Annotated in this window: 23 protein-coding genes; 10 read left to right on the forward strand and 13 right to left on the reverse strand. The window is 61.9% G+C overall.

The window, feature by feature from the left end:
- Positions 1 to 13: 13 nt before the first annotated feature.
- The 3 genes from SB822_RS13190 to SB822_RS13200 all read right to left on the reverse strand — a co-directional run bounded on the left by SB822_RS13190 (position 14) and on the right by SB822_RS13200 (position 3,132).
- The gene (locus tag SB822_RS13190; protein WP_410854878.1) at positions 14 to 1,186 is read right to left on the reverse strand and encodes an NAD(P)/FAD-dependent oxidoreductase; all 1,173 of its coding nucleotides are present in this window, start codon (positions 1,184 to 1,186) and stop codon (positions 14 to 16) included.
- 129 nt (positions 1,187 to 1,315) lie between these two features.
- A complete protein-coding gene (locus SB822_RS13195; protein ID WP_007749581.1) occupies positions 1,316 to 2,815 on the reverse strand; it encodes an aldehyde dehydrogenase family protein in 1,500 nt (499 codons plus the stop codon).
- Complete coding sequence (locus tag SB822_RS13200) at positions 2,812 to 3,132, reverse strand: hypothetical protein (protein ID WP_410854879.1); 321 nt, start codon at positions 3,130 to 3,132, stop codon at positions 2,812 to 2,814. The genes SB822_RS13195 and SB822_RS13200 overlap by 4 nt, the downstream gene beginning before the upstream one ends.
- 8 nt (positions 3,133 to 3,140) lie before the next feature.
- Between SB822_RS13200 and SB822_RS13205 the strand changes: the two genes are divergently transcribed.
- Entirely contained in the window at positions 3,141 to 3,770 is a 630-nt protein-coding gene (locus SB822_RS13205; protein WP_007749582.1) for a helix-turn-helix domain-containing protein, read from the forward strand.
- 783 nt (positions 3,771 to 4,553) lie between these two features.
- Here SB822_RS13205 and SB822_RS13210 read toward each other — a convergent pair.
- A complete protein-coding gene (locus SB822_RS13210; protein WP_007735802.1) occupies positions 4,554 to 5,681 on the reverse strand; it encodes a 4-hydroxyphenylpyruvate dioxygenase family protein in 1,128 nt (375 codons plus the stop codon).
- Positions 5,682 to 5,798: 117 nt separating this feature from the next.
- Positions 5,799 to 6,941: a pca operon transcription factor PcaQ gene (pcaQ, locus tag SB822_RS13215; RefSeq protein WP_009771206.1), complete on the reverse strand. Its 1,143-nt coding sequence runs from the start codon at positions 6,939 to 6,941 to the stop codon at positions 5,799 to 5,801.
- Between the two features lie 109 nt (positions 6,942 to 7,050).
- Between pcaQ and pcaH the strand changes: the two genes are divergently transcribed.
- Entirely contained in the window at positions 7,051 to 7,755 is a 705-nt protein-coding gene (gene pcaH / locus SB822_RS13220) for a protocatechuate 3,4-dioxygenase subunit beta (protein ID WP_009771205.1), read from the forward strand.
- 2 nt (positions 7,756 to 7,757) lie between these two features.
- A complete protein-coding gene (pcaG, locus tag SB822_RS13225; protein WP_009771204.1) occupies positions 7,758 to 8,348 on the forward strand; it encodes a protocatechuate 3,4-dioxygenase subunit alpha in 591 nt (196 codons plus the stop codon).
- Between the two features lie 179 nt (positions 8,349 to 8,527).
- Here the strand turns inward: pcaG and SB822_RS13230 are convergent, their stop codons facing one another.
- The 4 genes from SB822_RS13230 to SB822_RS13245 all read right to left on the reverse strand — a co-directional run bounded on the left by SB822_RS13230 (position 8,528) and on the right by SB822_RS13245 (position 12,246).
- Complete coding sequence (locus tag SB822_RS13230) at positions 8,528 to 9,313, reverse strand: class II aldolase/adducin family protein (protein ID WP_079500411.1); 786 nt, start codon at positions 9,311 to 9,313, stop codon at positions 8,528 to 8,530.
- A 93-nt stretch (positions 9,314 to 9,406) separates the two neighbouring features.
- Positions 9,407 to 9,661 (reverse strand): H-NS family nucleoid-associated regulatory protein, encoded by a 255-nt coding sequence (locus SB822_RS13235; RefSeq protein ID WP_007731923.1) that lies wholly within the window; start codon positions 9,659 to 9,661, stop codon positions 9,407 to 9,409.
- A gap of 325 nt (positions 9,662 to 9,986) precedes the next feature.
- Positions 9,987 to 11,639: an acyl-CoA synthetase gene (locus SB822_RS13240; protein ID WP_079500412.1), complete on the reverse strand. Its 1,653-nt coding sequence runs from the start codon at positions 11,637 to 11,639 to the stop codon at positions 9,987 to 9,989.
- 298 nt (positions 11,640 to 11,937) lie between these two features.
- Positions 11,938 to 12,246: a hypothetical protein gene (locus SB822_RS13245; protein WP_007731915.1), complete on the reverse strand. Its 309-nt coding sequence runs from the start codon at positions 12,244 to 12,246 to the stop codon at positions 11,938 to 11,940.
- A 355-nt stretch (positions 12,247 to 12,601) separates the two neighbouring features.
- Here SB822_RS13245 and SB822_RS13250 point away from each other — a divergent pair, with 355 nt between their 5' ends.
- The 3 genes from SB822_RS13250 (at position 12,602) to SB822_RS13260 (ending at position 15,960) form a co-directional block, all read left to right on the forward strand.
- The gene (locus SB822_RS13250; RefSeq protein WP_410854880.1) at positions 12,602 to 13,501 is read left to right on the forward strand and encodes a DUF72 domain-containing protein; all 900 of its coding nucleotides are present in this window, start codon (positions 12,602 to 12,604) and stop codon (positions 13,499 to 13,501) included.
- A 139-nt stretch (positions 13,502 to 13,640) separates the two neighbouring features.
- Positions 13,641 to 15,104: a hypothetical protein gene (locus SB822_RS13255; RefSeq protein WP_410854881.1), complete on the forward strand. Its 1,464-nt coding sequence runs from the start codon at positions 13,641 to 13,643 to the stop codon at positions 15,102 to 15,104.
- 22 nt (positions 15,105 to 15,126) lie between these two features.
- Positions 15,127 to 15,960, forward strand: coding sequence for a hypothetical protein (locus SB822_RS13260; protein ID WP_410854882.1), 834 nt, complete (start codon positions 15,127 to 15,129; stop codon positions 15,958 to 15,960).
- Between the two features lie 8 nt (positions 15,961 to 15,968).
- Here the strand turns inward: SB822_RS13260 and SB822_RS13265 are convergent, their stop codons facing one another.
- The 4 genes from SB822_RS13265 to SB822_RS13280 all read right to left on the reverse strand — a co-directional run bounded on the left by SB822_RS13265 (position 15,969) and on the right by SB822_RS13280 (position 21,386).
- Complete coding sequence (locus tag SB822_RS13265; protein WP_410854883.1) at positions 15,969 to 18,515, reverse strand: penicillin-binding protein 1A; 2,547 nt, start codon at positions 18,513 to 18,515, stop codon at positions 15,969 to 15,971.
- A gap of 85 nt (positions 18,516 to 18,600) precedes the next feature.
- The gene (mctP, locus tag SB822_RS13270) at positions 18,601 to 20,076 is read right to left on the reverse strand and encodes a monocarboxylate uptake permease MctP (RefSeq protein WP_114221958.1); all 1,476 of its coding nucleotides are present in this window, start codon (positions 20,074 to 20,076) and stop codon (positions 18,601 to 18,603) included.
- Positions 20,073 to 20,270 carry a DUF3311 domain-containing protein gene (locus SB822_RS13275; protein WP_007731907.1) on the reverse strand — a complete coding sequence of 66 codons (198 nt, stop codon included), beginning with the start codon at positions 20,268 to 20,270 and terminating at the stop codon, positions 20,073 to 20,075. Before SB822_RS13275 ends, mctP begins: the two co-directional genes overlap by 4 nt.
- A 222-nt stretch (positions 20,271 to 20,492) precedes the next feature.
- Positions 20,493 to 21,386 carry a LysR family transcriptional regulator gene (locus SB822_RS13280; protein ID WP_410854884.1) on the reverse strand — a complete coding sequence of 298 codons (894 nt, stop codon included), beginning with the start codon at positions 21,384 to 21,386 and terminating at the stop codon, positions 20,493 to 20,495.
- 167 nt (positions 21,387 to 21,553) lie between these two features.
- Here SB822_RS13280 and SB822_RS13285 point away from each other — a divergent pair, with 167 nt between their 5' ends.
- The 4 genes from SB822_RS13285 to SB822_RS13300 all read left to right on the forward strand — a co-directional run bounded on the left by SB822_RS13285 (position 21,554) and on the right by SB822_RS13300 (position 24,356).
- Positions 21,554 to 22,279 (forward strand): pirin family protein, encoded by a 726-nt coding sequence (locus tag SB822_RS13285; RefSeq protein WP_009771194.1) that lies wholly within the window; start codon positions 21,554 to 21,556, stop codon positions 22,277 to 22,279.
- A gap of 44 nt (positions 22,280 to 22,323) precedes the next feature.
- Positions 22,324 to 22,734 (forward strand): DoxX family protein, encoded by a 411-nt coding sequence (locus SB822_RS13290; protein ID WP_079487799.1) that lies wholly within the window; start codon positions 22,324 to 22,326, stop codon positions 22,732 to 22,734.
- A gap of 285 nt (positions 22,735 to 23,019) precedes the next feature.
- The gene (locus SB822_RS13295) at positions 23,020 to 23,154 is read left to right on the forward strand and encodes a hypothetical protein (RefSeq protein ID WP_007731897.1); all 135 of its coding nucleotides are present in this window, start codon (positions 23,020 to 23,022) and stop codon (positions 23,152 to 23,154) included.
- A gap of 167 nt (positions 23,155 to 23,321) precedes the next feature.
- Complete coding sequence (locus tag SB822_RS13300) at positions 23,322 to 24,356, forward strand: fatty acid desaturase (RefSeq protein ID WP_410854885.1); 1,035 nt, start codon at positions 23,322 to 23,324, stop codon at positions 24,354 to 24,356.
- Positions 24,357 to 24,397: the final 41 nt, after the last annotated feature.

The following is a 24,397-nucleotide window of genomic DNA, read 5'->3' on the forward strand; positions in this document are numbered from 1 at the left end:
CTGGCGGCTTCGCTCACACGACGTTTTTCTCGACGATCGGCCGGTTCTCCAGCACGCGCGCAAAGCCGAGTGAAGAGAGATCGAGCGTCACATACTGGTCGTGCAAGATGAGTTCGCTGACACCGCGCCCCGTCGCGGGTCCTTGCTGCAACCCGTGGCCGCTGAACCCGTTGGCGAAGATGCAATTGTCGACATCCGGGTGATGACCAATGATCGCGTTCTGATCCAGCACGTTGTATTCGTAGTAGCCGGACCAGCAATGCTCGACGCGCAGCGCCTCGAATTGCGGCACGCGATGTGCGAGCGTCGGCCAGATCACGTCGTCGAACAATGCGTGATCGACTTCGTCGAGCGGCAGGTCGTCGGGATCGTTGTTGGGCGACGGCGACGTGCCGCAGATATACGACGTGCCTTCGGGACGAAAGTACACGCCCGTCGGATCGATCAGCAACGGAGCGCGTTCAAGTTTCGCTGGCGAGCTGACGTTGAAAATGCTGCGGCGTCGCGCGAACACAGGCAGCTCGATACCCGCCATCGACGCTACCCGCCGCGCCCACGCGCCCGCCGCATTCACGACGACATCGCAAGGAAAAGTCTCGCCGCGTGAAGTCACGACATGCGTGACGCGCCGCCCTTCGCGATGCAGCGCCGTCACGTCATCGGCAACATAGCGCGCGCCGAGCGCCTGCGCTTTCTTGCGCAACGCCTGCACGAGCCCGTAGCCGTCGAACCAGCCCTCGCCCGTCTCACCGAATGCGCCCGCGCTCAGGTCGTCGGTGTTGAGCCACGGAAAGCGCGCGACCAATGTCGTCTTGTCGAGCAACGTGATGTCGGCGCCGAGACGCTTTTGCAGCGCATGATTCTCGCGCAGCGTCGCTTCGCCCGAAGGCGTCGCGAGAAAGAGATAACCGCCTTCGTGCAGATCGATGGAAGGCTTCGCGCCGTCGATCTCCAGACGCTCGCCAATGGTTCGCAGAAACTCGATGCCGAACAGCGACATCTGAATGGAGAGCGGCGTGGAAAACTGCTGCCGGATCGACGCCGCCGACAACGCCGACGACGAGCGCGCATAAGTCGGATCGCGCTCGATCACGGTGACGCTGACCGTCGGGTCCGACAAACGCAAGAAATACGCGATCGAACTGCCGATCACGCCTCCACCGACAACGACGACTTTCGAACTCACAGGCCACTCCAGACGAAGCGGGTCGGCGGGCAACGAATGCCCGCGACAGGTTGGAAACGTTAAGCGGGTTGATCGAAGAAAGCGCGGCGCGTCACGAACTGCAAAGCCCGAGCACGCCGCGCCGAAGCATCAGCCGATATTAAAGTCGATGCCTTGCGCCAGCGGCAGCGCCGACGAATAGTTGACGGTGTTCGTCGCACGCCGCATGTACGCCTTCCACGCGTCCGAGCCAGACTCGCGACCACCGCCCGTTTCCTTCTCGCCGCCGAACGCGCCGCCGATTTCCGCGCCGCTCGGCCCGATGTTCACATTCGCGATGCCGCAATCACTGCCCGAATCCGAGGTGAAGCGCTCGGCTTCGCGCAGGTCGGTCGTGAATACGCACGACGACAGACCATGATGGGCAGCGTTGTTCGCCGCGATTGCGTCGTTGAAATCCGAGTAACGCAGCACGTAGAGAATCGGCGCGAAGGTTTCCTTCAGTACGACGCCCGTTTGCGACGGCATTTCGACCAGCGCGGGGCGCACGTAGTAGCCGTTTTCATAGCCCTTCACTTCGACGCGTTCGCCACCGAACACCTTGCCGCCTTCCGCCGCCGCCTGTTGCAGCGATTCCTGCATGCGCGCGAACGACTGCTTGTCGATCAGCGGTCCCATCAGCGTGCCCTTTTCGAGCGGATTGCCGATCGGCACCTTTGCATAGAGCTGCTTCAGACGCTCGACCGTTTGCTCGTACACGCTGTCGTGCACGAACAGACGCCGCAGCGAGGTGCAGCGCTGCCCCGCAGTGCCGACCGCCGAGAACAGGATGCCGCGCAGCGCCAGTTCCTGGTCAGCCGTCTGCGCGACGATGCCCGCGTTGTTGCCCCCGAGTTCGAGCAGCGACCGGCCGAAGCGCTTCGCCACTTCGACGCCGACCGTGCGGCCCATTTCCGTGCTGCCCGTCGCGCTGACGATCGACGCACGCGGGTCCGCGACCAGCTTCGCGCCGACATCGCGCCCGCCGTTGACGACGGCCGTGAGGCCTGCCGGCGCATCGCCGAATTCCTTCAGCGCTTCGTTGAGAATCTGGTTGACGGCGAGCGCCGTCAGCGGCGTTTTCTCCGACGGCTTCCAGACCACGGCATTGCCGCACACGAGCGCGAGTGCCGCATTCCACGACCACACGGCCGCCGGGAAATTGAACGCCGAGATCACGACGCAGGTGCCCATGGGGTGCCACGATTCGGCCATCCGGTGGCCGGGGCGCTCCGATGCGATCGTGAGACCGTACAGCTGGCGCGACAGGCCGACCGCGAAATCGCAGATGTCGATCATTTCCTGCACTTCGCCGAGGCCTTCCTGCAGGATCTTGCCCGTCTCCAGCGTGATGATGCTGCCGAGCGCCTGCTTCTTCTCGCGCAGACGCTGGCCAAGCAGGCGCACGAGCTCGCCGCGGCGCGGCGCGGGCACGTTGCGCCATTGCTCGAATGCCTGTTTCGCGTTGGCCAGCACCGTATCGACTTGCGCCGTCGACTGGCTGGCCACGCGGCCAATGAGTTCGCCCGTGATGGGCGAATGGACGGCGATGTCGCCCGCTTGCGCTGCGTCTGCAATGCCGAGATCGGCAAGGATGCTCGATGCGTTCATCTGGATTCCCTTGATTTCCGATACGAAACAAAAGTAAGTTCGGAAACTATACACGCCGTCAATTGTGGCGACAAGCGGCGTTGCGACATGAACTTGCGCGAACCGGTGAAACGCCGAAAAGAGGGGAAAATGAGGGTTTTCCCGAGTTTGTACGCGTGAAGCTTTTCAGCGCGATGCATCATCGTGCACACTCTGCGGGTGCGTTTCAGATCGGAAATCCGCTTGCTTGCATAACCCGCCGCCCCGCCCGCGCGGCGGTCCGCAAACAGGCCGATGTTATGATCGGAAACACTGAAAGCATCACGCTGCATAGTCATTTACGCCCATGGATACCTCGCTCACCAAGTCGCCGGAAAGCTCGACGTCGGACCTCGGCCGCCGCGTGCGCGCCGCGCGGCTCGCGCACGACCTCACGCTCGAAACGGCCAGCCGCCTGTGCGGCGTATCGCGCTCCACGCTGTCGAAGATCGAAAACGGCCTGATGTCGCCGACCTTCGACGTGCTGCAAAAAATCGTCGTAGGTCTGAAGATCGATCTGGGCGAACTGTTCGGCTCGACGCCGAAAGTCAACGCGAGCGGCCGACGCGCGCTCACGCGCAAGGACGCGGGCCAGCGTCACGCGTATCGCGGCTACCAGATGGAATTGCTGGCGACGGACCTCGCGCACAAGGTGATGCTGCCGTTTCGGATCCGCATCACCGCGCACACGCTCGACGCATTCGACGATTGGGGCCGCCACGAAGGCGAAGAATTTCTGTATGTGATCAGCGGCAGCGTGTGCCTGTATTCGGAGCTGTATGCGCCGACGCATCTGAACGCGGGCGACAGTCTCTATTTCGACAGCCGTACGGGGCATGCCGCCGTCTCGACGAGCGAAGAGGACGCGGAAGTGTTGTGGATGGCGACTAGTGCTGATCTGCCGGTTGCTGGTGGCGGCAGCGCGTCGAAGAAATAGCGCGCATTTGTTTTGCGCTCGCGTCCGCGGTTTGCGTCTGTGCTCGAATCCGCGGTTTGCGTCTTTGCTGGCATCCGCGTGATGCCTTCGTGCTTCAAGCGTTGCCCCTGTGCGGGGCGGCACCTACTTTTCTTTGCCGCCGCAAAGAAAAGTAGGCAAAAGAAAGCGGCTCACACCGCCAGCTCTTGTATTTGCCTGAGGGCCCCCGAAGGGTCTTACGCTTCACACGGCAATCACGTGACCCATGTTCGTTGCCAACGCTCTTGCGGTGCGCCTCACCCGCTTCACGCACCCGCGCTGCATCATGCCGTGCCAGATATCCCACGGCCGTCCAGGTGGCAAACTGTGTGTCGGCCACTTGTGCTCCGCACGTCTCACTCCGAACCGATAGCGCACGCGCTCCACCCTGTAAGAGCGCCAGGCGATACGACGCGACAACCTACACACAGTTTGCCACCTGGGCGGCACATACCATTCGCTGCCGTTCGCCCGTGCGCGGGTGTTTGAAGTGGGTGAGGCATTCATTCAAAGCGTTGGCAACGAGCACCAGCCAAGGCACTACCGTGTGAAGCGTGGGGACGTTGGGCGCCCGTGGATAAGAACACGGGCTGGCGGTGTTAGCCGCTTTCTTTTGCCTACTTTTCTTTGCGGCGGCAAAGAAAAGTAGGTGCCGCCCCGCACAGGGGCAACGCGTGAAGTGGTAAGTCATATCGCGGATGCCAGTGAAAACCCAAGCAAACCACACCGCTTGCGCAGCAAAAACCAAAAACCAAAAACGCCAATTCAACCCACCGACCGCGCCTGCGCAAGCGCACTAAGATTCCCTTCACCGAAACCATGATGCCCTTTGCGCTGCACGATTTCGAAGAAGATATCGCCTTCGCGCCGCCGCACGAACGTCTGAAAGAACAACAACGGCACACCATCCGCGCCAATCTCCCCATCGACCAGAATCCGGCCGCGCCTCAGGCGCTCGATATCGAGCCCATGCCCCGGCAGACGCGTACCAATCTGCTCGTAATAGGCGGGCGGCGGCTCGACCAGCTCGATGCCGTTAGCGAGCAGTTGGTCGACGCAGGCAAAGATATCCTCGGTAGCGAGCGCGATGTGCTGCACGCCTTCGCCCGGATGATCGGGCAGATATTCATGCATCAGGCTCGTGCGGCGCGTGCCTTCCTCGTACAGCGGAATGCGGATCGCACCGCACGGCGACACCATCACGCGCGATTCCGCCGACACATGCCAGTTCGCATGCAGCTCGTGAATCTCACGAAAGTTGAGCAGCTCGCGATAGAAGTCGATCCATTCCTGCATGCGGCCCGCGCCGACCGTTTGCGTCAGGTGATCGACGGCGATGAGCCCCGTGCCTGCGTGGCTCAGATCGGCCTGCGCGGTGCTCGGCTCGATGGGGCGAAAGTCGATGTCGAAGATCGAGATGTCGCCGAGGCCGCCCTTCTGGCCGCCGCGTCCACGCCAGCGGTCGACGAAATAGATATGTGAATCGCCGATGCCCTGAATGGCGGGAATCGTGAGCTCGCCTTTGCCGATCCGCTCACCTTCGAACGACCACGCGCCGAGTTCGGTCGCGCGGTCATAAGCACGCTGCGCATCGGCGACGCGAATGCCGATCGCGCAAATGCCCACGCCATATTCTTCCGCATAACGCTCGGCAAACGAATCCGGCTCGGCATTCAGCAGGAAATTCATATCGGCCTGACGGAACAGCGTCACGTCCTTGCTGATGTGGCGCGCGATCGGCTTGAAGCCGAGCTTCACGAAGGTGTCGGCGAGCGTATGCGGATGGCGCGCGGCAAACTCGACGAACTCGATGCCGGCCGTGCCGAGCGGATTGTGCTCCGGGTCCGCAACGGCCTTGAGCGCGTCGGCAGGGGTCGGCAGGTCGCTGGGCATGTGCATCTCCATGAATCGTGCTGTTTCAACTCGGCAAGCGCGCGGATCGGGGCGCCGCGCACCGTGTTTTACACCGTGCAGCGCCACTCGTGCAACCTCGATTTTGTACTAATCGGTTCAAAGATGCACCTTCCTGCGTGACGTTCCCGAGGCTTTGTCCCCTTGTGGCTTCGCGGCGCGCTTTGTTGCACCATGGCTCGCGTCGCGCTTTACGTCAACACCCGCGTCAACACCGACGTCCACTTTGGCGTCACTCCCGGCGTCGCGCTTCGCGCGGCTCCTCGCCGAGGTCTTACCCCGCCCCTCTTCCGCACGCGCCTGCACATGGCGCGCGAGCCGCTCGCGCGCGACCTTGCGTACGGCATCGATCAGCGCGCGGCCGACGGGCGTTGGCTGCGTGTCCGAGCGCAGGATCAGACCGACGGGTTCCTCCGTGCCCGCGACGGGCAACGGCAATGGGACCAGCAAGCCGTGCGCCAGTTCGTACTCGATTGCGCTGCGCGGCACGAACCACACGGCGTCGTTCTCGAGCGCGAGTGCACGCCCCACCGACACCGACAGCACCTCGATGAACGACGACAGCGGCGGCACGGCCCACGCGCGCAGCAGACTTTCCGCCGACTGCCGGATCAGCGTCCCATACGGCGGCACGACGACGGAAAACTCCAGCAGGCGCGTGGGGGACGACAGCGCGCCCGACGCCAGCGCATGCCCCGCGCGCACCACGGCGATGAGGGGCTCGCTATACAGCTGCTCGAACGTCAGCCCCACCATGCGCTCGGGGTCGGCCAGCCTGCCCACGGCGAACTCGATCGCGCCCGCCTTCAGACGCTCCAGCAGTTCAGTGTTCGAACCCGTCTTGAGCCGCACGATCGCGTTCGGCCACTGCTCGCCGAACAGGCGCATCACGGGCGGCACGAGCGACGTCGCGACGGTCGGCAGCACGCCGATATCGAGCGTCGCGGCAGCCTCGCCTTCCACGCGCGCGAGCAGATCGACGCCCTGCCGCAGCGCGCTCACGCAGGCGCTGGCGTGCGGCATGAAGAGCTGGCCTTCGCGCGTCGGCACGGCGCCGTGCCGGCCGCGCTCGAACAGGCGCACGCCGAGAATCTCTTCCAGTTCGGCCACCGTCTTCGACACGGCAGGCTGCGTGATCGACAGGCTCTCCGCCGCCTTCTGCACGCCGCCAAACTGCGCGACGGCAAGAAAGCACTGCAGATGCCGGAATTTGACACGACTGTCCGCGAGGCTGCGTTGCATAACGAATCGTTATACGAGATGGGAAAAAACGTCATTTTGCATAACTTCTCGGCTTCTATAAAGTCACGTCATCCACTAGCCAAAATCGAATCCCCCAAGGAGACACCTGATGGACGATTCCATTCTGAGTCCGCGCGACTTCCCCTCGCATCCCGCCTATGTCCATTCGCCGTATGGATCGTCCGTCAAGCGCGGCCCGACGCGCCCGCTGATTCCGCTGAAAGAGCGCCTGCGCGACCAGCGCGTGCCCGTCTACGGCGCGGAAGACCTCGGCGCGCTCGACAACGACCTGACGCGCAATGCCGCGAAAAACGGCGAGCCGCTCGGCGAACGCATCATCGTGACGGGCCGCGTGCTCGACGAAGGCGGCCGCCCGGTGCGCAACACGCTGGTCGAAGTGTGGCAGGCGAATGCTGCCGGCCGTTATGTGCACAAGAACGACCAGCACGACGCGCCGCTCGATCCGAACTTCCTCGGCGCGGGCCGCTGCCTGACCGACAACGAAGGCCGCTACCGCTTCATGACGATCAAGCCCGGTGCGTATCCGTGGGGCAATCACCCGAACGCGTGGCGTCCGAACCACATCCACTTCTCGCTGTTCGGCGACTACTTCGGCTCGCGTCTCGTCACGCAGATGTATTTCCCCGGCGATCCGCTGCTCCAGTACGACCCGATCTTCCAGGGCACGCCGGAAGGCGCGCGCGACCGTCTGATCTCGCGCTTCACGCTGGACGTGACCCAGGAAAACTACGCGCTCGGCTATGAATTCGACATCGTGCTGCGCGGCCCGAACGAAACTCCGATGGAGCGCTGATCATGACGACGCTTAAGCAAACCCCTTCGCAGACGGTCGGACCGTACTTCGCATACGGCCTGTGCCCCGAGCAATACAATTTCGATCTGAAGAGCCTGTTCACGAACGTTCTCGCCGACCGCGAGGCAGCGGGCGAGCACATCACGCTGGTCGGCCAGGTGTTCGACGCCGACGGCGCGGTGATCGGCGACGCGATGATCGAAGTGCAGCAGGTGGACAGCGACGGACGCTATCCGCAGTCGCGCGAAGAAGTGGCGAAGACGGGCTTTCGCGGCTTTGCGCGCTTCGGCACGGGCACGGACCCGCAGAAGCGCTTCATCATCGAGACAGTGAAACCGGGGCGCGCGTCGCCTGACGAAGCGCCGCATCTGAACGTGATCGTGACGATGCGCGGCATGCTGCTGCACACGTTCACACGCGTCTACTTCGACGACGAAGCCGCCGCGAACGACAAGGACCCCGTGCTCGCGAGCGTGCCCGCCGAGCGCCGCGCAACGCTTGTCGCAAAGCGCGAAACGAATGGCGGCAAAGCGGTCTATCGCTTCGACATCCACATGCAAGGCCCGAAGGAAACGGTGTTCTTCGACCTGTGATGCGATGCACGGCGTGCGACCTCGCATGCATTCGATGCAAGGGTTCATCGCCTGTTCACAAATGAACGTTAGGATGCGTTGCGCGAGTCAAATCGCGCAACGAAACTCCGAGCAGTTTTTGGATGCCCGCTTTGATGCGGGCTTTTTTTCGTCTGCGTTTCGTGGCGCTGCGCCGTGGGTCAACTGCGGTAATCCGAAACCGAATTATCGATCAACCGCAAAGCCGATTCCCACGCCAGCTCCGCGATGCCTTCTTCATCGTCGCGTGCGAACTGGCTAGCCGTGAGCTTGCGCACATGCTCGGGCGGCAGCGTCAATTCCGCATTGCCCGCGAGCGCGTCGATCTGGATCTGACACGCACGTTCGAGGAAGTAAATCTCCTGAAACGCCGTTGCCGCCGACTTGCCACCCGCCAGCAGGCCGTGATTGCGCAGGATCATTGCGTTGCACGATCCGAGATCGGCGACGAGGCGCTCCCGCTCGCCGAGATCGAGCGCAATGCCTTCGTAGTCGTGATACGCGAGCGCGCCGTAGAACTTCAGCGCGTGCTGGCTGATCGGCAGCAAGCCGTGCTTTTGCGCCGACACGGCCGAGCCGGCCGACGTATGCGTGTGAATCACGAAGTGCATGTCGGGACGCGCAGTATGCACAGCCGAATGGATCGTGAAGCCCGCCGCATTCACGCGATACTGCTTCGGATCGGCAGCGACCTTGTCCGCCGCTTCAACGACGCGTCCGTCGCGATCGATTTTCACGAGATCCGACGCGCGCATCTCGTGAAAGAGCACGCCATAGCGGTTGATCAGAAAGTGATGCTCGGGACCGGGCACGCGCGCGGTGATGTGCGTGTCGATCAGATCGGTCATGCGGAAATGCGCGATCAGCCGATACAGCGCGGCAAGCTCACAGCGCGTCGCCCATTCTTCGCTGCTATATCCAGCCGGTTGCGGAATCGTGTCGGACATGGCGGTGCCTCCATGAAAACAGTCGCGCGGCGCTGCGCAGGAAAGCGGAAACGAGAAGGCAAAAAACAATAGAAGCGCCCGCGAATGCGGCGCTCAGACGCGGAAATGCTCGATGTCCTGACCAGCGTTGATGGCGCGCGTGAGCCAGTCGGGGCGGTCGCCCTTACCGTCCCATTCGTGCCCGAACGCGTCGCGGTATTTCGGCACGGCGGCATCGGCGATCAGCGCCTCTTCGAGCGCTTCAAGCGTAATGCCAAATTCATCCATGCGGCGACGGATCCACAAGACCAGCCGCTCACGAGCTTGACCGTCGAGGTCGAGCGTCCGATGTTCCTCTCGCTCTTTCATAACGTGCCGATAACGTATCGAATTACGCGGCCAATAAGCACGCGTTAAATAGATTATTGGCTTCGCACTTGCAGCGAAGCCTTAATACGGATCCACCAACTTCTGCCGAATGAAGTTGTCAGCGCGTTCCGACAGATTGAATGGCGGCGAAAAACCCGCATGGTGCGTACTGGAATTCGCCATGAACCTTGAAGAGCCAAGGTCGCTTCCCTGATTTCTCGGGATTCTAGCATTCATTCCCGCGTGTGCGCGTCAGACGCGGTGCTTTGATAGCTGCGGAAAGCGGCATGGGCTCTACGTTTGCGATGGTCGGACCATAAGCATGCTACTTTTTCCCAGGCTCCTGATCGATCGCGCTCGACGACTTCACGCGCGCGCGCAATTCGAATTTCTGGATCTTGCCCGTCGAGGTTTTTGGCAATTCGCCGAAGAAGACCGCTTTAGGCAATTTGAATCCGGCGAGCAATTGACGGCAATGCGAAATGATTTCCTCGGCGCTCGCGTCCGCGCCATCCTTCAGTTCGACGAATGCGCACGGCACCTCGCCCCATTTTGCGTCCGGCATCGCGACCACGGCGGCCACCGACACGGCCGGATGACGGTACAGCGCATCCTCGATCTCGATGCTCGAAATGTTCTCGCCGCCGGAAATGATGATGTCCTTGCTGCGGTCCTTGATGCGCACATAGCCGTCTGCGGTAATCACGCCGAGATCGCCCGTATGGAACCAGCCGCCGCGGAACGCGGCCTCAGTGGCGCGCTCGTTCTTCAGATAGCCCTTCATGCAGATATTGCCGCGAAACATCAGCTCGCCGATCGTCTCGCCGTCGCGTGGCACGGGTTCGAGCGTATCGGGGTCGAGCACGTCGACGGCCGCCTGCAAGTGGTAGCGCACGCCCTGGCGCGCGTTGAGCCGCGCGCGTTCGTCGTCGTCGAGCGCGTCCCATGCGTCCTGCTTCGCGCAGACGGAGGCGGGCCCATACACTTCCGTCAAGCCGTACACGTGCGTCAGATCGAAACCGATCGACTTCATGCGGGCAATCACAGCAGGCGACGGCGCCGCGCCCGCAACCATCGTCGACACGCGGTGCGCAATGCCGTCGCGCCATTCGGCAGGCGCATTCGCCAGCGCGCTTTGCACGATGGGCGCGCCGCAATAGTGCGTGATGCGCTCGCGGCGAATCAGATCGAATACGAGCTTTGGATCGAATTTGCGCAGGCACACGTTGACGCCCGCGCGCGCCGCGACCGTCCATGGAAAACACCAGCCGTTGCAGTGAAAGAGCGGTAATGTCCACAGATACACCGCATGCTTCGGCATATCCCATTCGAGGATATTGCTGAGCGCGTTCAGATAGGCGCCGCGATGGTGATAGACGACGCCCTTCGGCTCGCCCGTCGTGCCCGACGTGTAATTGAGCGCGATGGCGTCCCATTCGTCGGCGGGCGGCGTCCATGCGAACTGCGGATCGCCCTCTTGCAGGAAAGCTTCGTAGTCGGTCGCATTTGGAAAATGACGAGTATCGGCGGGCTGCGCATCGCTGACACTGATAATGCGCAATTGCGGAAACTCGCGCGCGGCGCGCAGCGCAAGCTCTCCATATTCGCTATCGACGATCAGCGCTTTCGCCTCGCCGTGCCGCAACATGTACAGGATCGACGCGGCATCGAGCCGGGTATTCAGCGTATTGAGCACGGCGCCCGCCATCGGCACGCCGAAATGCGCTTCGATCATCGGCGGAATGTTGGGCAGTAGCGCCGCCACGGTCTCGCCGCGCGCGACGCCCGCGCGTTGCAGCGCGCTCGCAAGACGCCGCGCGCGCTCATACGTCTCGCGCCACGTGCGGCGCACGTCGCCATGTACGACGGCCAGCCGGTCGCCATAGACTTCGGCGGCCCGCGCGATGAAATCGATTGGCGTCAGCGGAACATGATTGGCCTCGCGGCGGGCGAGTCCCGCTTCGAACATATGCGTCATGGCTGTGTCTCCTCCGAAGCGTGCGGCCCCGTCGATTCAGTTGTTTTGTGGCAATGGATTTCGGGTTCGAAACACGGTGCATTACGCATTGTGGATGCGTAATACACGTGGAAAACCGCACATGCAAAAGCGCACGTGCAAAAGCATCGCATAGATCAGCGCTGCAAAATTCCCGAGCGCAGGATTTTGTGCGAAGCCGCAATGCAGCGCCGAACGCGCGGCAGCCGCGTCGAACGCGGCCCGCGCGCACAAACCGGAAATCGGGCCTTCGCCCTTAGAACATCGCGCGCCTGAAAAGTCAGACGCGCGGCAGATCGTCGATGAATTTCTCGACGTGACCGTCCGGTACTTCGGTATCGATCCCGTCGTTGCCATCGGCGTGCGAGACCGTTTTGATCTTGGGGCCCAGCAGATTCAGGCCGCCCAGCGTGAAGAACGACCACACGGCATTGCCCGAATGAATGGCCGTCACGACGTCCGCGACTTCGACGATTTCGTGCGGCGAGAGCCATTCATTCGTTTTTGGATTGACGAGAGCCCAACGGACGTGGGTGACGCGGTCAGTCATAGGGTTAATGCGTACCGCATCGATAGCATAGGTCGCCATTTCCACCTCCATCGTCATCACCCAGGCATCGTAGCACTTATGTCTGGTTAGACGAAGCAGGCACATATCGACCCATGCAGATGGACCCATTCGAAGCGCACCGCTGCGTTGCACGGCCACGGTCCGGATGTACTCTGCGGCGCCAACCGCCGCGTGACAGCGTCAGTGCAGGGAATGACTGCATCTTCGAATGGCTTCCACTTTCTATAACGATCGTGCGTAAACTGTTCTGAAGCCGGGGTTTGCACCAATGCGGCGCGGCGCACATATCGGTCCGCGCCGAGTACTCAGCGTGCTTATGATCCACGCGCACATGCAGTACGATGGCCGCACTGACCTGCACGGAAGACGAGCCATGTCGATCGAAGTCGGGACGGCGTCGTGGACGGACGCCACGCTCATCAAATCCGGCCGCTTCTATCCGAAGGGCTGCACGAGCGCCGAGGCACGCCTGCGGTTCTATTCGAGCCAGTTTCCAATGGTCGAAGTCGATGCGTCGTACTACGCAATGCCCAGCGCGGCGACCAGCGCGTTGTGGGCCGAACGCACGCCTGAGCACTTTACGTTCAACGTCAAGGCATTCCGGCTTTTCACCGGGCATCAGACGGAGCGCAAGTTCTTCCCACCGGACATTCAGCCGCTGCTGCCGCAAAGCGATAAAACAAACCTCTACTACCGCGACGTACCGCCCGACGTCGTCGACGAGATGTGGCGGCGCTTTTTCGAAGCGCTCGAACCGCTGCGCACAGCGGGCAAGCTCGGCGCCGTGCTGTTCCAGTTCGCGCCGTGGATCTCCACCGCGCCGCGCGATAAATCACACGTGCGGCACTGCGCGGACCGGATGACGCCCTATCTGACGGCCTTCGAATTCCGCAATGCCAGTTGGCTCGACGACCGGAACCGCGAATCGACTCTCGCATTCGAGCGCGAACACGGCCTCGTGCATGTGGTGATGGATGCGCCCGAGGGCGTGCCGAACCGCGCGCATACCGTTTGGGAAGCGACGTCGCCGCAACTGGTGATCGTGCGCCTGCACGGCCGCAATGCGGAGACCTGGAGCGGCAGCACGACGGCAGCCGGCCGCTTCAATTACGACTACACCGAGCGTGAACTGGAAGAGGTCGCGGTGCCCGTGCGGGAGATCGCGAAACGCGCGGGGCGCACGCATGTCGTGTTCAACAACTGCTTTGAAGACGCTGCGCAACGCAACGCACATTCGATGATTCGCATCCTCCAGCAAGAGCGCTTTGCGTAAAGACCATCGCGGCACGCATCTTTGAATATGCAATGCATTAACGCGTTTTCCGGTTGCAATTCAGTTTGCATCGACTAGCCTCGTCTTATTCGAACCAGACAAATAGCTTTCATAATACGAAAAAGACAAAGGTGCACCGATGCTACTGACGGCTTATGTGCAGGCCAGCCAGCCGGGCCTGTTGCAGCTATGGATCGGCATGTTCGGCGTGGCCGCGCCGCCCGTGCCGCACGTTTCCATCGACCGGCAGGCGGCCGTGCCGCTCGAGCCGCCCGCGTTCTTTCCGATTCGCGATTTCAGCGTCGACGACAACGGCCAGGCCATCAATCATCAATGCGTGCTGCGCTTCAATGTGCCGGACGACTCGAGGCCACGTCAGATCCTTGTCGACGCCGGTGGCGAACAGTTCGAATTCGCCAGTACTTCGTTGCCGAAAGAAGTGCCGACGCTGATGGACGGCAGCTTCAATATCCTGTTGTCGTCGTGCTATTCGCAGCCGGAAGATATCGACGGACTGCTCGGCACGATCGTCTCGCAGATCAAGGTGCAACCGCATCTGACCGTGCTCGCGGGCGATCAGGTGTACCTCGACCTGCCGCTCACGCAGCGCGTGCCCGACCAGAACCCTGACCGCGCGCGTCTGCTCGCCAACAAGTACTACCTCAACTGGCTCTCCGGCGCGTTGCGCGTGCCGGGGTTGCAATCGGTGCTGGAGCGCGCGCCCGTCGTGTGCATTCCCGACGATCACGAGTTCTGGAACAACTATCCGTTTGCACAAAAGCAGTTGCCCGATACGTGGACGGACGGATCGCGCCAGTTGCTCGGTGACACGGCGCGCGCGCTTTACGAGGACTACCAGATCGGCGGCGCGCCAGGCGGCGCGGGCGGCGCGATCCGGCTCGACGTCGAGCCGTTGAAGATGCTGTTCGTCGATATGCGCTGTGACCGCGACAGCACGTTCAAATCGTTGATGGGCCCTAAAGCCGTTGCGGCGATGCAGGCCTGGGAAAAAGATCTCGTCGATACGCACGCCGCAGGGCAACCGGTTGTCGGCCTGCTCGCTTCAGGCCAGGCGCTCTTCATCGATCCGCCCGAAAGCAACTGGCGCAAAAAGACCTTCGACGCCGAAATGCCGAACTACGCGCAATTCGACGTGCTGCAAGCGACCTTGGGCCGGCTCGCGGACAACGGCATTCCCATCGTCTACATGACGGGCGACGTGCATTGGGGACGCGTCGCATCGGGTCACGATCTGCAGACGAGCACGGCGCTTTACGAAGTCATTGCCTCGCCGTCGCGGCTGATTCGCACGCCGTTGCTCGACACCGCGAAAGAAGCGGCCAATTCGGTCAAAGGAATTTTCGGCGGCGGCAATGCGTGGCCGCGTCATTCCGATCCCGAGAATGTGCCGGACCGCTTCGGCGTGAATCATCGCTTCACACTTAAGCAGGAATTCGGGCGACGCGGCGATCAGGTTGCGATCCTGTCGTTCACGCGCGTGGGCAGCGGCGTCGATATGCAGGTCATGTACTACGGCATTTCCAGCGATAAAGCGCTTTCACAATCGGAATCCACGACGCGCTTCGAACTGCGCGCGCGTTAATCAAAAAAGACGAGGCAAGGTCATGCTGAAGATCGTACGATCGACGACGACACAATCGAATCCGCAGTTCACGCCATTCGAGCGCCAGGACGGCGAGAGCAATACCGCATGGGGCGAGCGCGCGGTACTCGATATGAAAGCGGGCGGCCCCGATGAATGGACCTATGTCGTGCTGCTGGGCGGCAGCGATACGCTGGCGTTTCGCGTACGCGTCGCGCAATCGCATCTGCGGCACGATATGCTGCCGTCGTTCTGGTCCGAGTCGATTCTCGTGCGGCTCGCAAGCGCGACGCTCAAGAACGCCGAAGCGTTGCACGTGCCTTTGCATCAGCCGGAAGGGCCTGCGTTTGCGGCGCGCGTGAATGGCGTGGTCGCGCGTCCGTTGACGGATTTCGACGATACGTCGCGCTTTCCGAATATCGCCGTGATCGCATTGCCCGTTGCGCAGGACAAGGTTGTCGACAAAGTGGCGAGCTTCGAGCAGTCGCGCGCGACGCTCGACGCGCTCGAGCATGTGTTGCGCTGGCTCGCCTATGCATGGGGCGCGGCACGCACGCCGAATCCGCTGCACGACAACTATGGTTTGCCGTCTACCTGCATGATCGAAACCGTGTGCGCCGCCGCAAATTTTGACCTGACGCCGGGGCTCGAATCGCGAGCATCATGTCCTGAAGCGATCTGGGCCGCGGCCAACTATTGGCACGAGTACTTCGAGAAGTTCAACGGGCGCGAGCCGATAGGGCGCTTTTACACGCCGCATACCTATCCGATCGTCGAGCCGTCCGCTGCGCCTGCGCCCTCGCCTGCGCCCTCTCCTGCGGCTTCTCCCGCGCCCAAACGCAAAGCGAAGAAGTAAGCTTCAGATCAAGGCTGTGACGCGGGCGTGTTTGCAGCAGGCGTCGATGCAAACGCGGGCGCTTCGCTGTTGACGGCGGCAGGCGCGCTCGATGCAGCCGCTGCGCTCGCCTCACCCGGCGAAGGCAGAATCGGCGGTTGCGATGCGGCGGGCGAAATGATCTGCGGCGGCTCGATATCCGTCGGCGCAGAAGCCTCGGCAACGGGCGACGCATTCTGCACCACGGGTGCTACGGGTGCTGGACGCGGCTTCGGTCGCGGAGCAGGCGCAGGTGCTTCCGTCTTCGCGGACGACGAGAACAGGTACTGCATCCACGCGCGCAGCTTCATGCGCAACGTGTCGAACATGCCGGGCGGCGGCTCTTCCGCGAACTTCGCGCGTGGATCGACGAGACGCGAGCGCAGCGAACGCTGGAAGAAATCGCCGACGATCGGCAACGCGCTATGCGCGCCCTGCCCCCAGTAGTCGCTGCGCAACGTCACGCGGCTGTCGTTGAAGCCGATCCATGCGCCCGCGACGAGTTGCGGATGCATCAGGATGAACCAGCCGTCCGCGTTGTCCTGCGTCGTGCCCGTCTTGCCCGCGACATCGGCGCGGATGCCGAAGCGCGTGCGAATGGCCGAGCCCGTTCCCTTGTTGACGACCGAGCGCATCACGTCGAGCAGGGTCTGCGCGCTGGCAATCGGCATCACGCGGTCGGCGCGCGACGGCTGGAACTCGGCGAGCACTTCGCCCTTGCGGTCTTCGATCCGCGTGACGAGCGTCGGCGCGACATACGCGCCTTCATTCGCGATCGTGCCGTACGACGACACCATCTCTTTCAGCGTCACCGGGCTCGTGCCCAACGCCAGCGAAGGCACCGCGTCGAGCTGACTGTCGCGCACGCCCATCGCGCGCGCGAGCCGCGCGACCTTCGCGGGACCGACCGATTCCATCAGTTGTGCCGTAATGCGGTTGCGCGAATACGCGAGGCCATCGCGCAGCGTGATCGGTCGGCCGCTCGGCGCGTCTTCGTCGCTCGGCCGCCAGATTTCTCCGCCTGCCAGCGGGATTTCGACGGCCTGATCGGGGAGGGTATCGTCCGGTTTTGCGCCTTGCTCGAATGCCGCGCCATAGACAAACGGCTTGAACGTCGAACCCGGCTGACGGCGCGCCTGCGACACGTGATCGAACGGGTCCTGCGTAAAGTCGCGGCTGCCGACCCACGCCTTGATCTCGCCAGTGCGCGGGTCCATCGCGACGAATGCGGCCTGCACGCGCGTCTTGCTATCGCACAGCGCCTTCATGAACCCGCGATCCGCCGACAGATGCTTGAGCGCATCGACGTCGCTCATGCCCGAATCTTTTGCACTGTGATACTCGGGCGTCTCGCGGATGAACGCGTCGAACACATCCTTATGCCCGATGCACGCGCTACGCGCATTCCACGCCGCATTCGCAATAGATTGCAACTGGTTGCCCTGAAACGTCAGCGCCTGGGTCGCCATGGTTTGCAGACGCGCGTCGATCGTCGTGCGCACGACGAGTCCATCGGAGTAGATGTTGTAGTCGTTCGCATCGGCCCACGCGATCAGCCACTTCTTCAATTGCTGCGCGAAATGCGGCGCGGGACCGGGCGGCTCGGTCTGACGCTCGAAGTCGACGCGCAGAGGCTTTCCATTGAGCGAATTGAACTGCGCCTGCGACAAGCGCCCGTATTTCACCATCTGCCCGAGCACGATATTGCGCCGGTCCAGCGCGCGCTCGGGATTGATCACCGGGTTGTAATAGCTATTGCCCTTCAACATGCCGATCAGCGTCGCGCTTTCGAGCACGGTCAGACTGCCGGCGGACTTGTCGAAGTAAGTGCGCGCCGCCATTTCGATGCCGTACGCGTTATAGAGAAACGGCACCGTGTTCAGGTACGTTTCGAGGATCTCGCTTTTCGTATAGACGGCTTCGATCTTGAAGGCCGTCAGCGCTTCCTTGATCTTGCGCGTGAGCGTCGGCGCGCGGCCGATGTCATCGGGATAAAGATTGCGCGCGAGCTGTTGCGTGATCGTCGACCCGCCCTGGCGGTCGCCTGAAAACGTATGCAGCGCCGCGCCCGCCGTGCGTCGAAAGTCGATGCCGTGATGCTCGTAGAAGCGATGGTCTTCCGTGGAGATCAATGCGTCGACGACATGCGGCGAGATGTCGGAGAGCTTCATCCACACGCGGTTAGTCGGCTTGAATTCGGCGAGCAGCTTGCCGTCCGCCGAATAGATCTGCGCGGGCTGCTCGATCTTCGCCTTGCGTATGTCCCCGATGCCCGGCGTGAACGGCACCAGGATCAGCACATAGAGCAGAACGAGCGCGGGAATGGACGCGACCGACAACGCCACGCCGCGCCATGTCGGACGGCGCAAACGTTGCACCGCGCGCATGAGCAGCGGCTTTGCATGGGCCCAGGCCCAAACGGAGATGTCCCGGAGGAACGACAGTATCGACTGTCTCACGCTAACGCACCATCGGCAGAAAAGGCTGCATCCTACCAAAACAGCGCGAACGTCCAGGCGTTTTGCAAGATTCGGCATCGTAATGCTACGCCGGAAATGACATCGGCCGAATCCGCGCCGCTTGCGCGGGCGGATTCGGCCGAACGATACAGCTACAGCGCGATCAGACGTGAGCGCGCTTCGGCGTGACCATCGAAACGACGAACGTCACCACCACGTTCACGACCAGCGCGATCAGGCCGATATAAAGCGGCCAGGTCGAATCGCCGACATGCAGCGCGAACACGGGCTTGAGGCCCTGCGAAATCGCGAGTCCCGTGCCGAGCACGATGCCGACCAGCCAGCCAAAGAACAGGCCCGGCGTGTTCAGACGGCGCGTGTACAACGAGAACACGATGGCCGGGAAGATCTGCAGAATCCACACGCCGCCGAGCAGTTGCAGGTCGATCGCGTATTGCGTGGGCAGGAACACGATGAACAGCAGCGCGCCGAACTTGACGACGAGTGACACGATCTTCGCCGTCGATGCTTCCTGAGCAGGCGCCATGTTCGGCGACACCAGCGGACGCCACAGATTACGCGTGAACAGGTTCGCCGCGCCGATCGACATGATGGCGGCGGGCACCAGCGCGCTGATCGCAATGGCCGCCGCCGCAAAGCCGACGAACCACGACGGGAACAGCGTGCCGAACAACGTCGGCACGATGTCGGACGGCGATTTCACGTGAATGCCCGCGGCAATCGCCATATAGCCGAGCAGCGCGATCAGGCCGAGCAGCAGCGTGTACGCGGGCAGGAAGATCGCGTTCTTGCGCACGGTCTGCATCGACGAAGACGACAGCACGGCTGTCATCGTGTGCGGATACATGAAGGCCGCGAGCGCCGAGCCGAGCGCAAGCGACGCATACGCGGTGAATTGCGTCGGCTTGAGGATGATGCCCGTCGCGCCGCCTTTGGCCTTGAAGTAGGTGTCCGCTGCATCAAACACATGGCCATAGCCGCCGAGCTTCGACGGAATCAGCCACACCGCCGCGATCACGACGATATAGATCATGATGTCCTTGACGAACGCGATCATCGCCGGCGCGCGCAGGCCGCTCGTATACGTATAGAGCGCGAGGATGATGAACGCGATCACGAGCGGTGCTTCACCCGAGATGCCAAGTCCCTTGATGACAACCTGCATGCCGACCAGCTGCAGCGCGATATACGGCATCGTCGCGACGATGCCCGTCAGCGCGACGGCCGCCGGGAACCACTTGCCGCCGTACTCGCCTTGCACGTAGTCGGCTGCCGTGATGTGGTTCTTCGCGTGCGCGATCTTCCACAGCTTCGGCATCACCGCGAACACGAACGGATAGACGATGATCGTATAAGGCAGCGCAAAGAAGCCATAAGCGCCAACCGAATAGACCAGTGCCGGCACCGCGATCACCGTATAGGCCGTATAGAAATCGCCGCCTACCAGAAACCACGAAATGACCGTGCCGAATTGCCGGCCACCAAGACCCCACTCGTGCAGTTGCGTGAGATCGCCCGCTTTCCAGCGCGCGGCAACGAAACCCAATACGGTGACGAGAAGAAAGAATGCGACGAAGACGGTCATCGCGACCGGGTTCACAGGGTTCAGATCACTCATTTAATGCCCCGGTACACGACGTAGATCAGCAGCGACGTGAGCGGAACCCACAGAAACTGATACCAGTAAAAGAAAGGAAAGCCGGCGAATGACGGGCGCGTATCGTTATAGAAAGGCAGCCACAGCAGCGCGATATAGGGGATCAGCAAGATGAGCCAGAGCCATGAACGGCCGGCCGGTTCGGTAGGTTCCACGTTTGTCCCTCTTTGGTCTATCTGATTGAATCCGCTTTGCTGATGCGCGTGGCAAACAGGCGTGAACGTGCATATTCACGCAGGCGCTCGTTGCACGCGCCTGTTGCACGCGCCCGCAAAGGCACGCGCATTATCTGCGAAAAGCTTTATTGCTGCTCGCACTGTAACCAGCCGTTATCCAATGCCCGCCGAAGCTTTCAATTGATTGTCTGGAACGCTGCGCTATTTGCTGTCTAACGCTTTGGCAAAACGGTCGCGCAAGAACTGGGTGAACGCGCGTATCGTCACGGAAGCCTGCCGGTGCTGTGGGTACACGGCGTACAGTGTCAACGGCGGCGAGACGTACTCACCGAGCACTTCGACCAGCTTGCCGCTCGCCAGCGCATCGGCCACGATGAATTCCGGCAGACGCGCAATGCCGAGCCCCGCAATCGCGGCATCGCGGATCACTTCGCCGTTGTTCACACGCAGCGGGCCATGCACCTCGATGGTTCGGCTCGCGCCATCCACTATGTATTCCCAGCCGCTGCGCGCTTCCTGCCCATATAGCAGGCACGCATGGCGCGCGAGATCGTCGGGCGTCGCCGGCGGACGCCGCGTCTTGCGATACGCGGGGCTGCAACACGCAACCATGCGGATTTCAGCGAGCTTTTGCGCGATCAGCGTCGAATCCGCGAGCGTGCCGATACGCAGCGCCATGTCGAAACCTTCGCCGACCACATCGACGACGCGGTCGCTCAACTCCAGGTCGATACGCACGTCGGCATTCGCGCGCAGAAACGCGGCGACCAGCGGCGACAGATGAATCATCCCGAACGACATCGGCGCGCTGACGCGCAGCAGTCCGCGCGGGTCCGAGCGCCCCGACGACATCGCCTGCTCGGCGTCCTCCACGTCGCCGAGGATGCGCGTCGCGCGCTGATAGAACTCGTAGCCGAGGTCCGTCACCGCGAGCTTGCGCGTGTTGCGCACCAGCAGCCGCACGCCGAGGCTCTCCTCCAGCGCCATCACGCGGCGGCTGACGAACTGCTTCGACAGTTGCATGCGGACCGCGGCCGCGGTGAAATTGCGCGCGTCGACGGTGGCGACGAAGATCTTCAGATCGTCCAGCTGCATGGCTTTGCCCTTGCGTTACGCGTTAATTGTCCACTTAAATGTGACAGTGATTCTCTTTTGACGTCGATTATAGCCACTCTGATTGACCTACACTTCAATCACTGCTTCAGACAACGGCACCGCCGATGTCACGAGAAGCAAAGGCCATTCAATAACGGAGAAGAGAAATGATCGACATCAGACACGCCAACGAACGCGGACGCGCCGAACACGGCTGGCTTAGCTCGCGTCATACGTTTTCTTTCGCGAACTACTACGATCCGAAGCAGATCGGCTTCTCCGACCTGCTCGTGATCAACGACGATCGCGTGGCTCCCGGCCGCGGCTTCGGCAAGCATCCGCACCGCGACATGGAAATCTTCTCGTACGTGCTTGAAGGCGCGCTCGAGCATAAGGATTCGATGGGCACGGGTTCCGTCATTGTCCCCGGCGACGTGCAACTGATGAGCGCGGGCACGGGTGTCGCGCATAGCGAGTTCAATCACTCGGCAAGCGACTCGGTGCACTTCCTGCAGATCTGGATCGCACCGTCGGTCAAGGGCGCGACGCCGCGTTATTTGCAGCAGAACTTTTCGGCGCAAGACAAGCGCGGCAAGTTGCGTCTCGTGTTGTCGCCTGAAGGCACGGATGGCTCGCTCGAATTGCGCCAGGACGCGCGTGTGTATGCAGGCCTTTTCGACGGCAATGAAACGGCCGGCGTCGATATCGCTGCCGACCGCTTTGCCTACGTACACGTGGCGCGCGGCAGCGTGAAGCTGAACGGCGTCGAGTTGAACGAAGGCGACGGTGCGCGTATTCGCAACGAGCGTCGCCTCGAATTCACTGAAGGCCAGGATGCGGAAGTACTCGTATTCGACCTGCGCAATAACGAAGTATCGGAATTGTGGTCCTGAGCGGCGAACGCCAAAGACCCGACTACATTAAAAGAGGATTGAACATGAACACCTTTATCGAACAACGCAAGGATGCACTGCTGCTCGTCGCACGCGTGCTGCTGGTAGTACTTTTCGTGCTGTTTGGCTGGAGCAAGCTCACTGGCTTCTCGGGCACAGAGCAATACATGGCGTCGACGGGCGCGCCCGTCCCGGCATTGGCTGCCGTGATCGCGATCGTAATGGAACTGGCCGTTGGTATCGTCATTGCCGTGGGCTTCAAGACGCGCGTGCTTGCACTGCTGCTCGCGCTCTATACGCTTGGCACCGCGTTCATCGGCCACCACTTCTGGACGCAGACGGGCATGGAGCAGTACGTCAACATGATCAACTTCTACAAGAACATCAGCATCATTGGCGGCTTGCTGCTGTTGTTCGTGACGGGTCCGGGCAAGTACTCGATCGATCGCGCATAAACGACGCAAGCGGCTTTATGAGTTGTCAGCAGGGCGGCCTTCTGGCCGCCCTTTTTCGTTGTTTGCAAAGTAACGCCGTGTACTTTCGGCGTGAATGCAAAACTCTTGTCGTGTTCGCGGCGTAGCCGAAATTGATGTGATGAAAGTCCGCCGGCCTGCATGGGGTCACGTGCACGCAGACCTATAAGTCTCTAGTGGGCGGAATGCAGATGCGTCCGGCACAACTGTGATATATAGGGAAAACCCGTAAATTGCAGTTGTTCCTTCTTGTCGAGTAGTACCAGCATGAAACGCATTGCCGCCTTTTGTCTGACGACGTGGTCCGCCGCCGCGCTCCTTTATTTTGGCCAGCACTCGGTTGCGCTCATCGCATTGAGCGGAGTCGTCGTGTTCGGCGGATACGATCTGCTGCGCCCCTAAGTCCCTGTTCCGCTGCGCGCCGTCGCGCGCTCGCCGCCACTTGATGGAAAGCCATCATTTTTCGGCGTGAGGCTTCGCTCTCCTTCAACTATCTTTGTGCAAACGGAATGTGTCCCTGAAGCGCTGCGCTGATGGGATTCCCGCAATCACAAAGAAGGAGACGACTCATGTCCTCGAGCTCTGCCGTCGACGGCGGCAGCACCGCCACGCCCAGTCCCACCGATCCCTCCTTCGACGCACGCATCGCCGAGCAGTGGTATCAGCCGCGCATTCCGCGCGCGGTGCTCAAGGAACTGATGAAGCGCGACGATGCGGCGGGCCTGCGCAATTTCATTCCGTGGTTCGCGTTGCTCGTGGCGTCCGGCGCGGTCGCGGCCTTCACATGGGGAACATGGTGGGCCATCCCTGCATTCTTCGTGTACGGCACGATCTATTCGTCGAGCGACGCGCGCTGGCATGAACTGTCGCACGGCACGCCGTTCAAGACGCGCTGGATCAACGACGCGTTCTATCACCTGTCTTCGTTCATGACGATCCGCGAAGGCTACTGGTGGCGCTGGAGCCATGCGCGCCATCACACGCACACGTACTTTCAGACGCGCGACCCGGAGATCCAGGTCACGCGCCCAACCAAAGTGCTGCCCATCGTCGTGGATTTCGTGGGGCTGGTCGGCTGCACACTCGAAATCGGCAAGATCGTGCGTCATGCGTTCGGCCGCGTCGATGCCGCCACCGACGCGTTTCTGCCCGTGAGCGAAAAGCCGAAAATGATCTGGTCGTGCCGTATCTATCTGGCCGTCGTGATCGGCACGATTGCACTCGCGGTCGCAATGCACAGCTTCCTGCCGCTGATGTTCGTATGGACGCCGCGCTTCTACGGCGGCTGGCTGCATCAACTGCTCGGCCTCACGCAGCATGCGGGGCTCGCTGTCAACGTGAAGGATCACCGGCTGAACACGCGCACCGTGCAGACCAACTTCGTGTTCCGCTTTCTCTATCTGAACATGAACTATCACCTCGAACATCATCTGCTGCCGATGGTGCCGTTCTATGCGCTGCCGCGCCTTCACGAAGCGATCAAGGAGCAGTTGCCGCCCGCGTACCCAAGCGTGTATGCCGCGTATCGCGAGATGCTGCCCGCGTTGTGGAAGCAGCGCACCGACCCGACGCACGTGATCGAGCGGACCCTTCCCGCAGCGTGATCGCCGCGACCAACGCACAAAGAACATTGGAGGAGATAGCC

Source organism: Paraburkholderia sp. SIMBA_054, assembly GCF_046534875.1.
Lineage (GTDB): Bacteria > Pseudomonadota > Gammaproteobacteria > Burkholderiales > Burkholderiaceae > Paraburkholderia > Paraburkholderia hospita.

What these genes read in the sequence shown, in the direction of transcription:
- SB822_RS13195 (WP_007749581.1), bottom strand. Translation starts at nt 2,815, where the DNA reads ATGAACGCATCGAGCATCCTTGCCGATCTCGGCATTGCAGACGCAGCG.
- SB822_RS13200 (WP_410854879.1), bottom strand. Translation starts at nt 3,132, where the DNA reads ATGACTATGCAGCGTGATGCTTTCAGTGTTTCCGATCATAACATCGGC.
- SB822_RS13205 (WP_007749582.1), top strand. Translation starts at nt 3,141, where the DNA reads ATGGATACCTCGCTCACCAAGTCGCCGGAAAGCTCGACGTCGGACCTC.
- SB822_RS13210 (WP_007735802.1), bottom strand. Translation starts at nt 5,681, where the DNA reads ATGCCCAGCGACCTGCCGACCCCTGCCGACGCGCTCAAGGCCGTTGCG.
- pcaQ (WP_009771206.1), bottom strand. Translation starts at nt 6,941, where the DNA reads ATGCAACGCAGCCTCGCGGACAGTCGTGTCAAATTCCGGCATCTGCAG.
- pcaH (WP_009771205.1), top strand. Translation starts at nt 7,051, where the DNA reads ATGGACGATTCCATTCTGAGTCCGCGCGACTTCCCCTCGCATCCCGCC.
- pcaG (WP_009771204.1), top strand. Translation starts at nt 7,758, where the DNA reads ATGACGACGCTTAAGCAAACCCCTTCGCAGACGGTCGGACCGTACTTC.
- SB822_RS13230 (WP_079500411.1), bottom strand. Translation starts at nt 9,313, where the DNA reads ATGTCCGACACGATTCCGCAACCGGCTGGATATAGCAGCGAAGAATGG.
- SB822_RS13235 (WP_007731923.1), bottom strand. Translation starts at nt 9,661, where the DNA reads ATGAAAGAGCGAGAGGAACATCGGACGCTCGACCTCGACGGTCAAGCT.
- SB822_RS13240 (WP_079500412.1), bottom strand. Translation starts at nt 11,639, where the DNA reads ATGACGCATATGTTCGAAGCGGGACTCGCCCGCCGCGAGGCCAATCAT.
- SB822_RS13245 (WP_007731915.1), bottom strand. Translation starts at nt 12,246, where the DNA reads ATGGCGACCTATGCTATCGATGCGGTACGCATTAACCCTATGACTGAC.
- SB822_RS13250 (WP_410854880.1), top strand. Translation starts at nt 12,602, where the DNA reads ATGTCGATCGAAGTCGGGACGGCGTCGTGGACGGACGCCACGCTCATC.
- SB822_RS13255 (WP_410854881.1), top strand. Translation starts at nt 13,641, where the DNA reads ATGCTACTGACGGCTTATGTGCAGGCCAGCCAGCCGGGCCTGTTGCAG.
- SB822_RS13260 (WP_410854882.1), top strand. Translation starts at nt 15,127, where the DNA reads ATGCTGAAGATCGTACGATCGACGACGACACAATCGAATCCGCAGTTC.
- SB822_RS13265 (WP_410854883.1), bottom strand. Translation starts at nt 18,515, where the DNA reads ATGCCGAATCTTGCAAAACGCCTGGACGTTCGCGCTGTTTTGGTAGGA.
- mctP (WP_114221958.1), bottom strand. Translation starts at nt 20,076, where the DNA reads ATGAGTGATCTGAACCCTGTGAACCCGGTCGCGATGACCGTCTTCGTC.
- SB822_RS13280 (WP_410854884.1), bottom strand. Translation starts at nt 21,386, where the DNA reads ATGCAGCTGGACGATCTGAAGATCTTCGTCGCCACCGTCGACGCGCGC.
- SB822_RS13285 (WP_009771194.1), top strand. Translation starts at nt 21,554, where the DNA reads ATGATCGACATCAGACACGCCAACGAACGCGGACGCGCCGAACACGGC.
- SB822_RS13290 (WP_079487799.1), top strand. Translation starts at nt 22,324, where the DNA reads ATGAACACCTTTATCGAACAACGCAAGGATGCACTGCTGCTCGTCGCA.
- SB822_RS13295 (WP_007731897.1), top strand. Translation starts at nt 23,020, where the DNA reads ATGAAACGCATTGCCGCCTTTTGTCTGACGACGTGGTCCGCCGCCGCG.
- SB822_RS13300 (WP_410854885.1), top strand. Translation starts at nt 23,322, where the DNA reads ATGTCCTCGAGCTCTGCCGTCGACGGCGGCAGCACCGCCACGCCCAGT.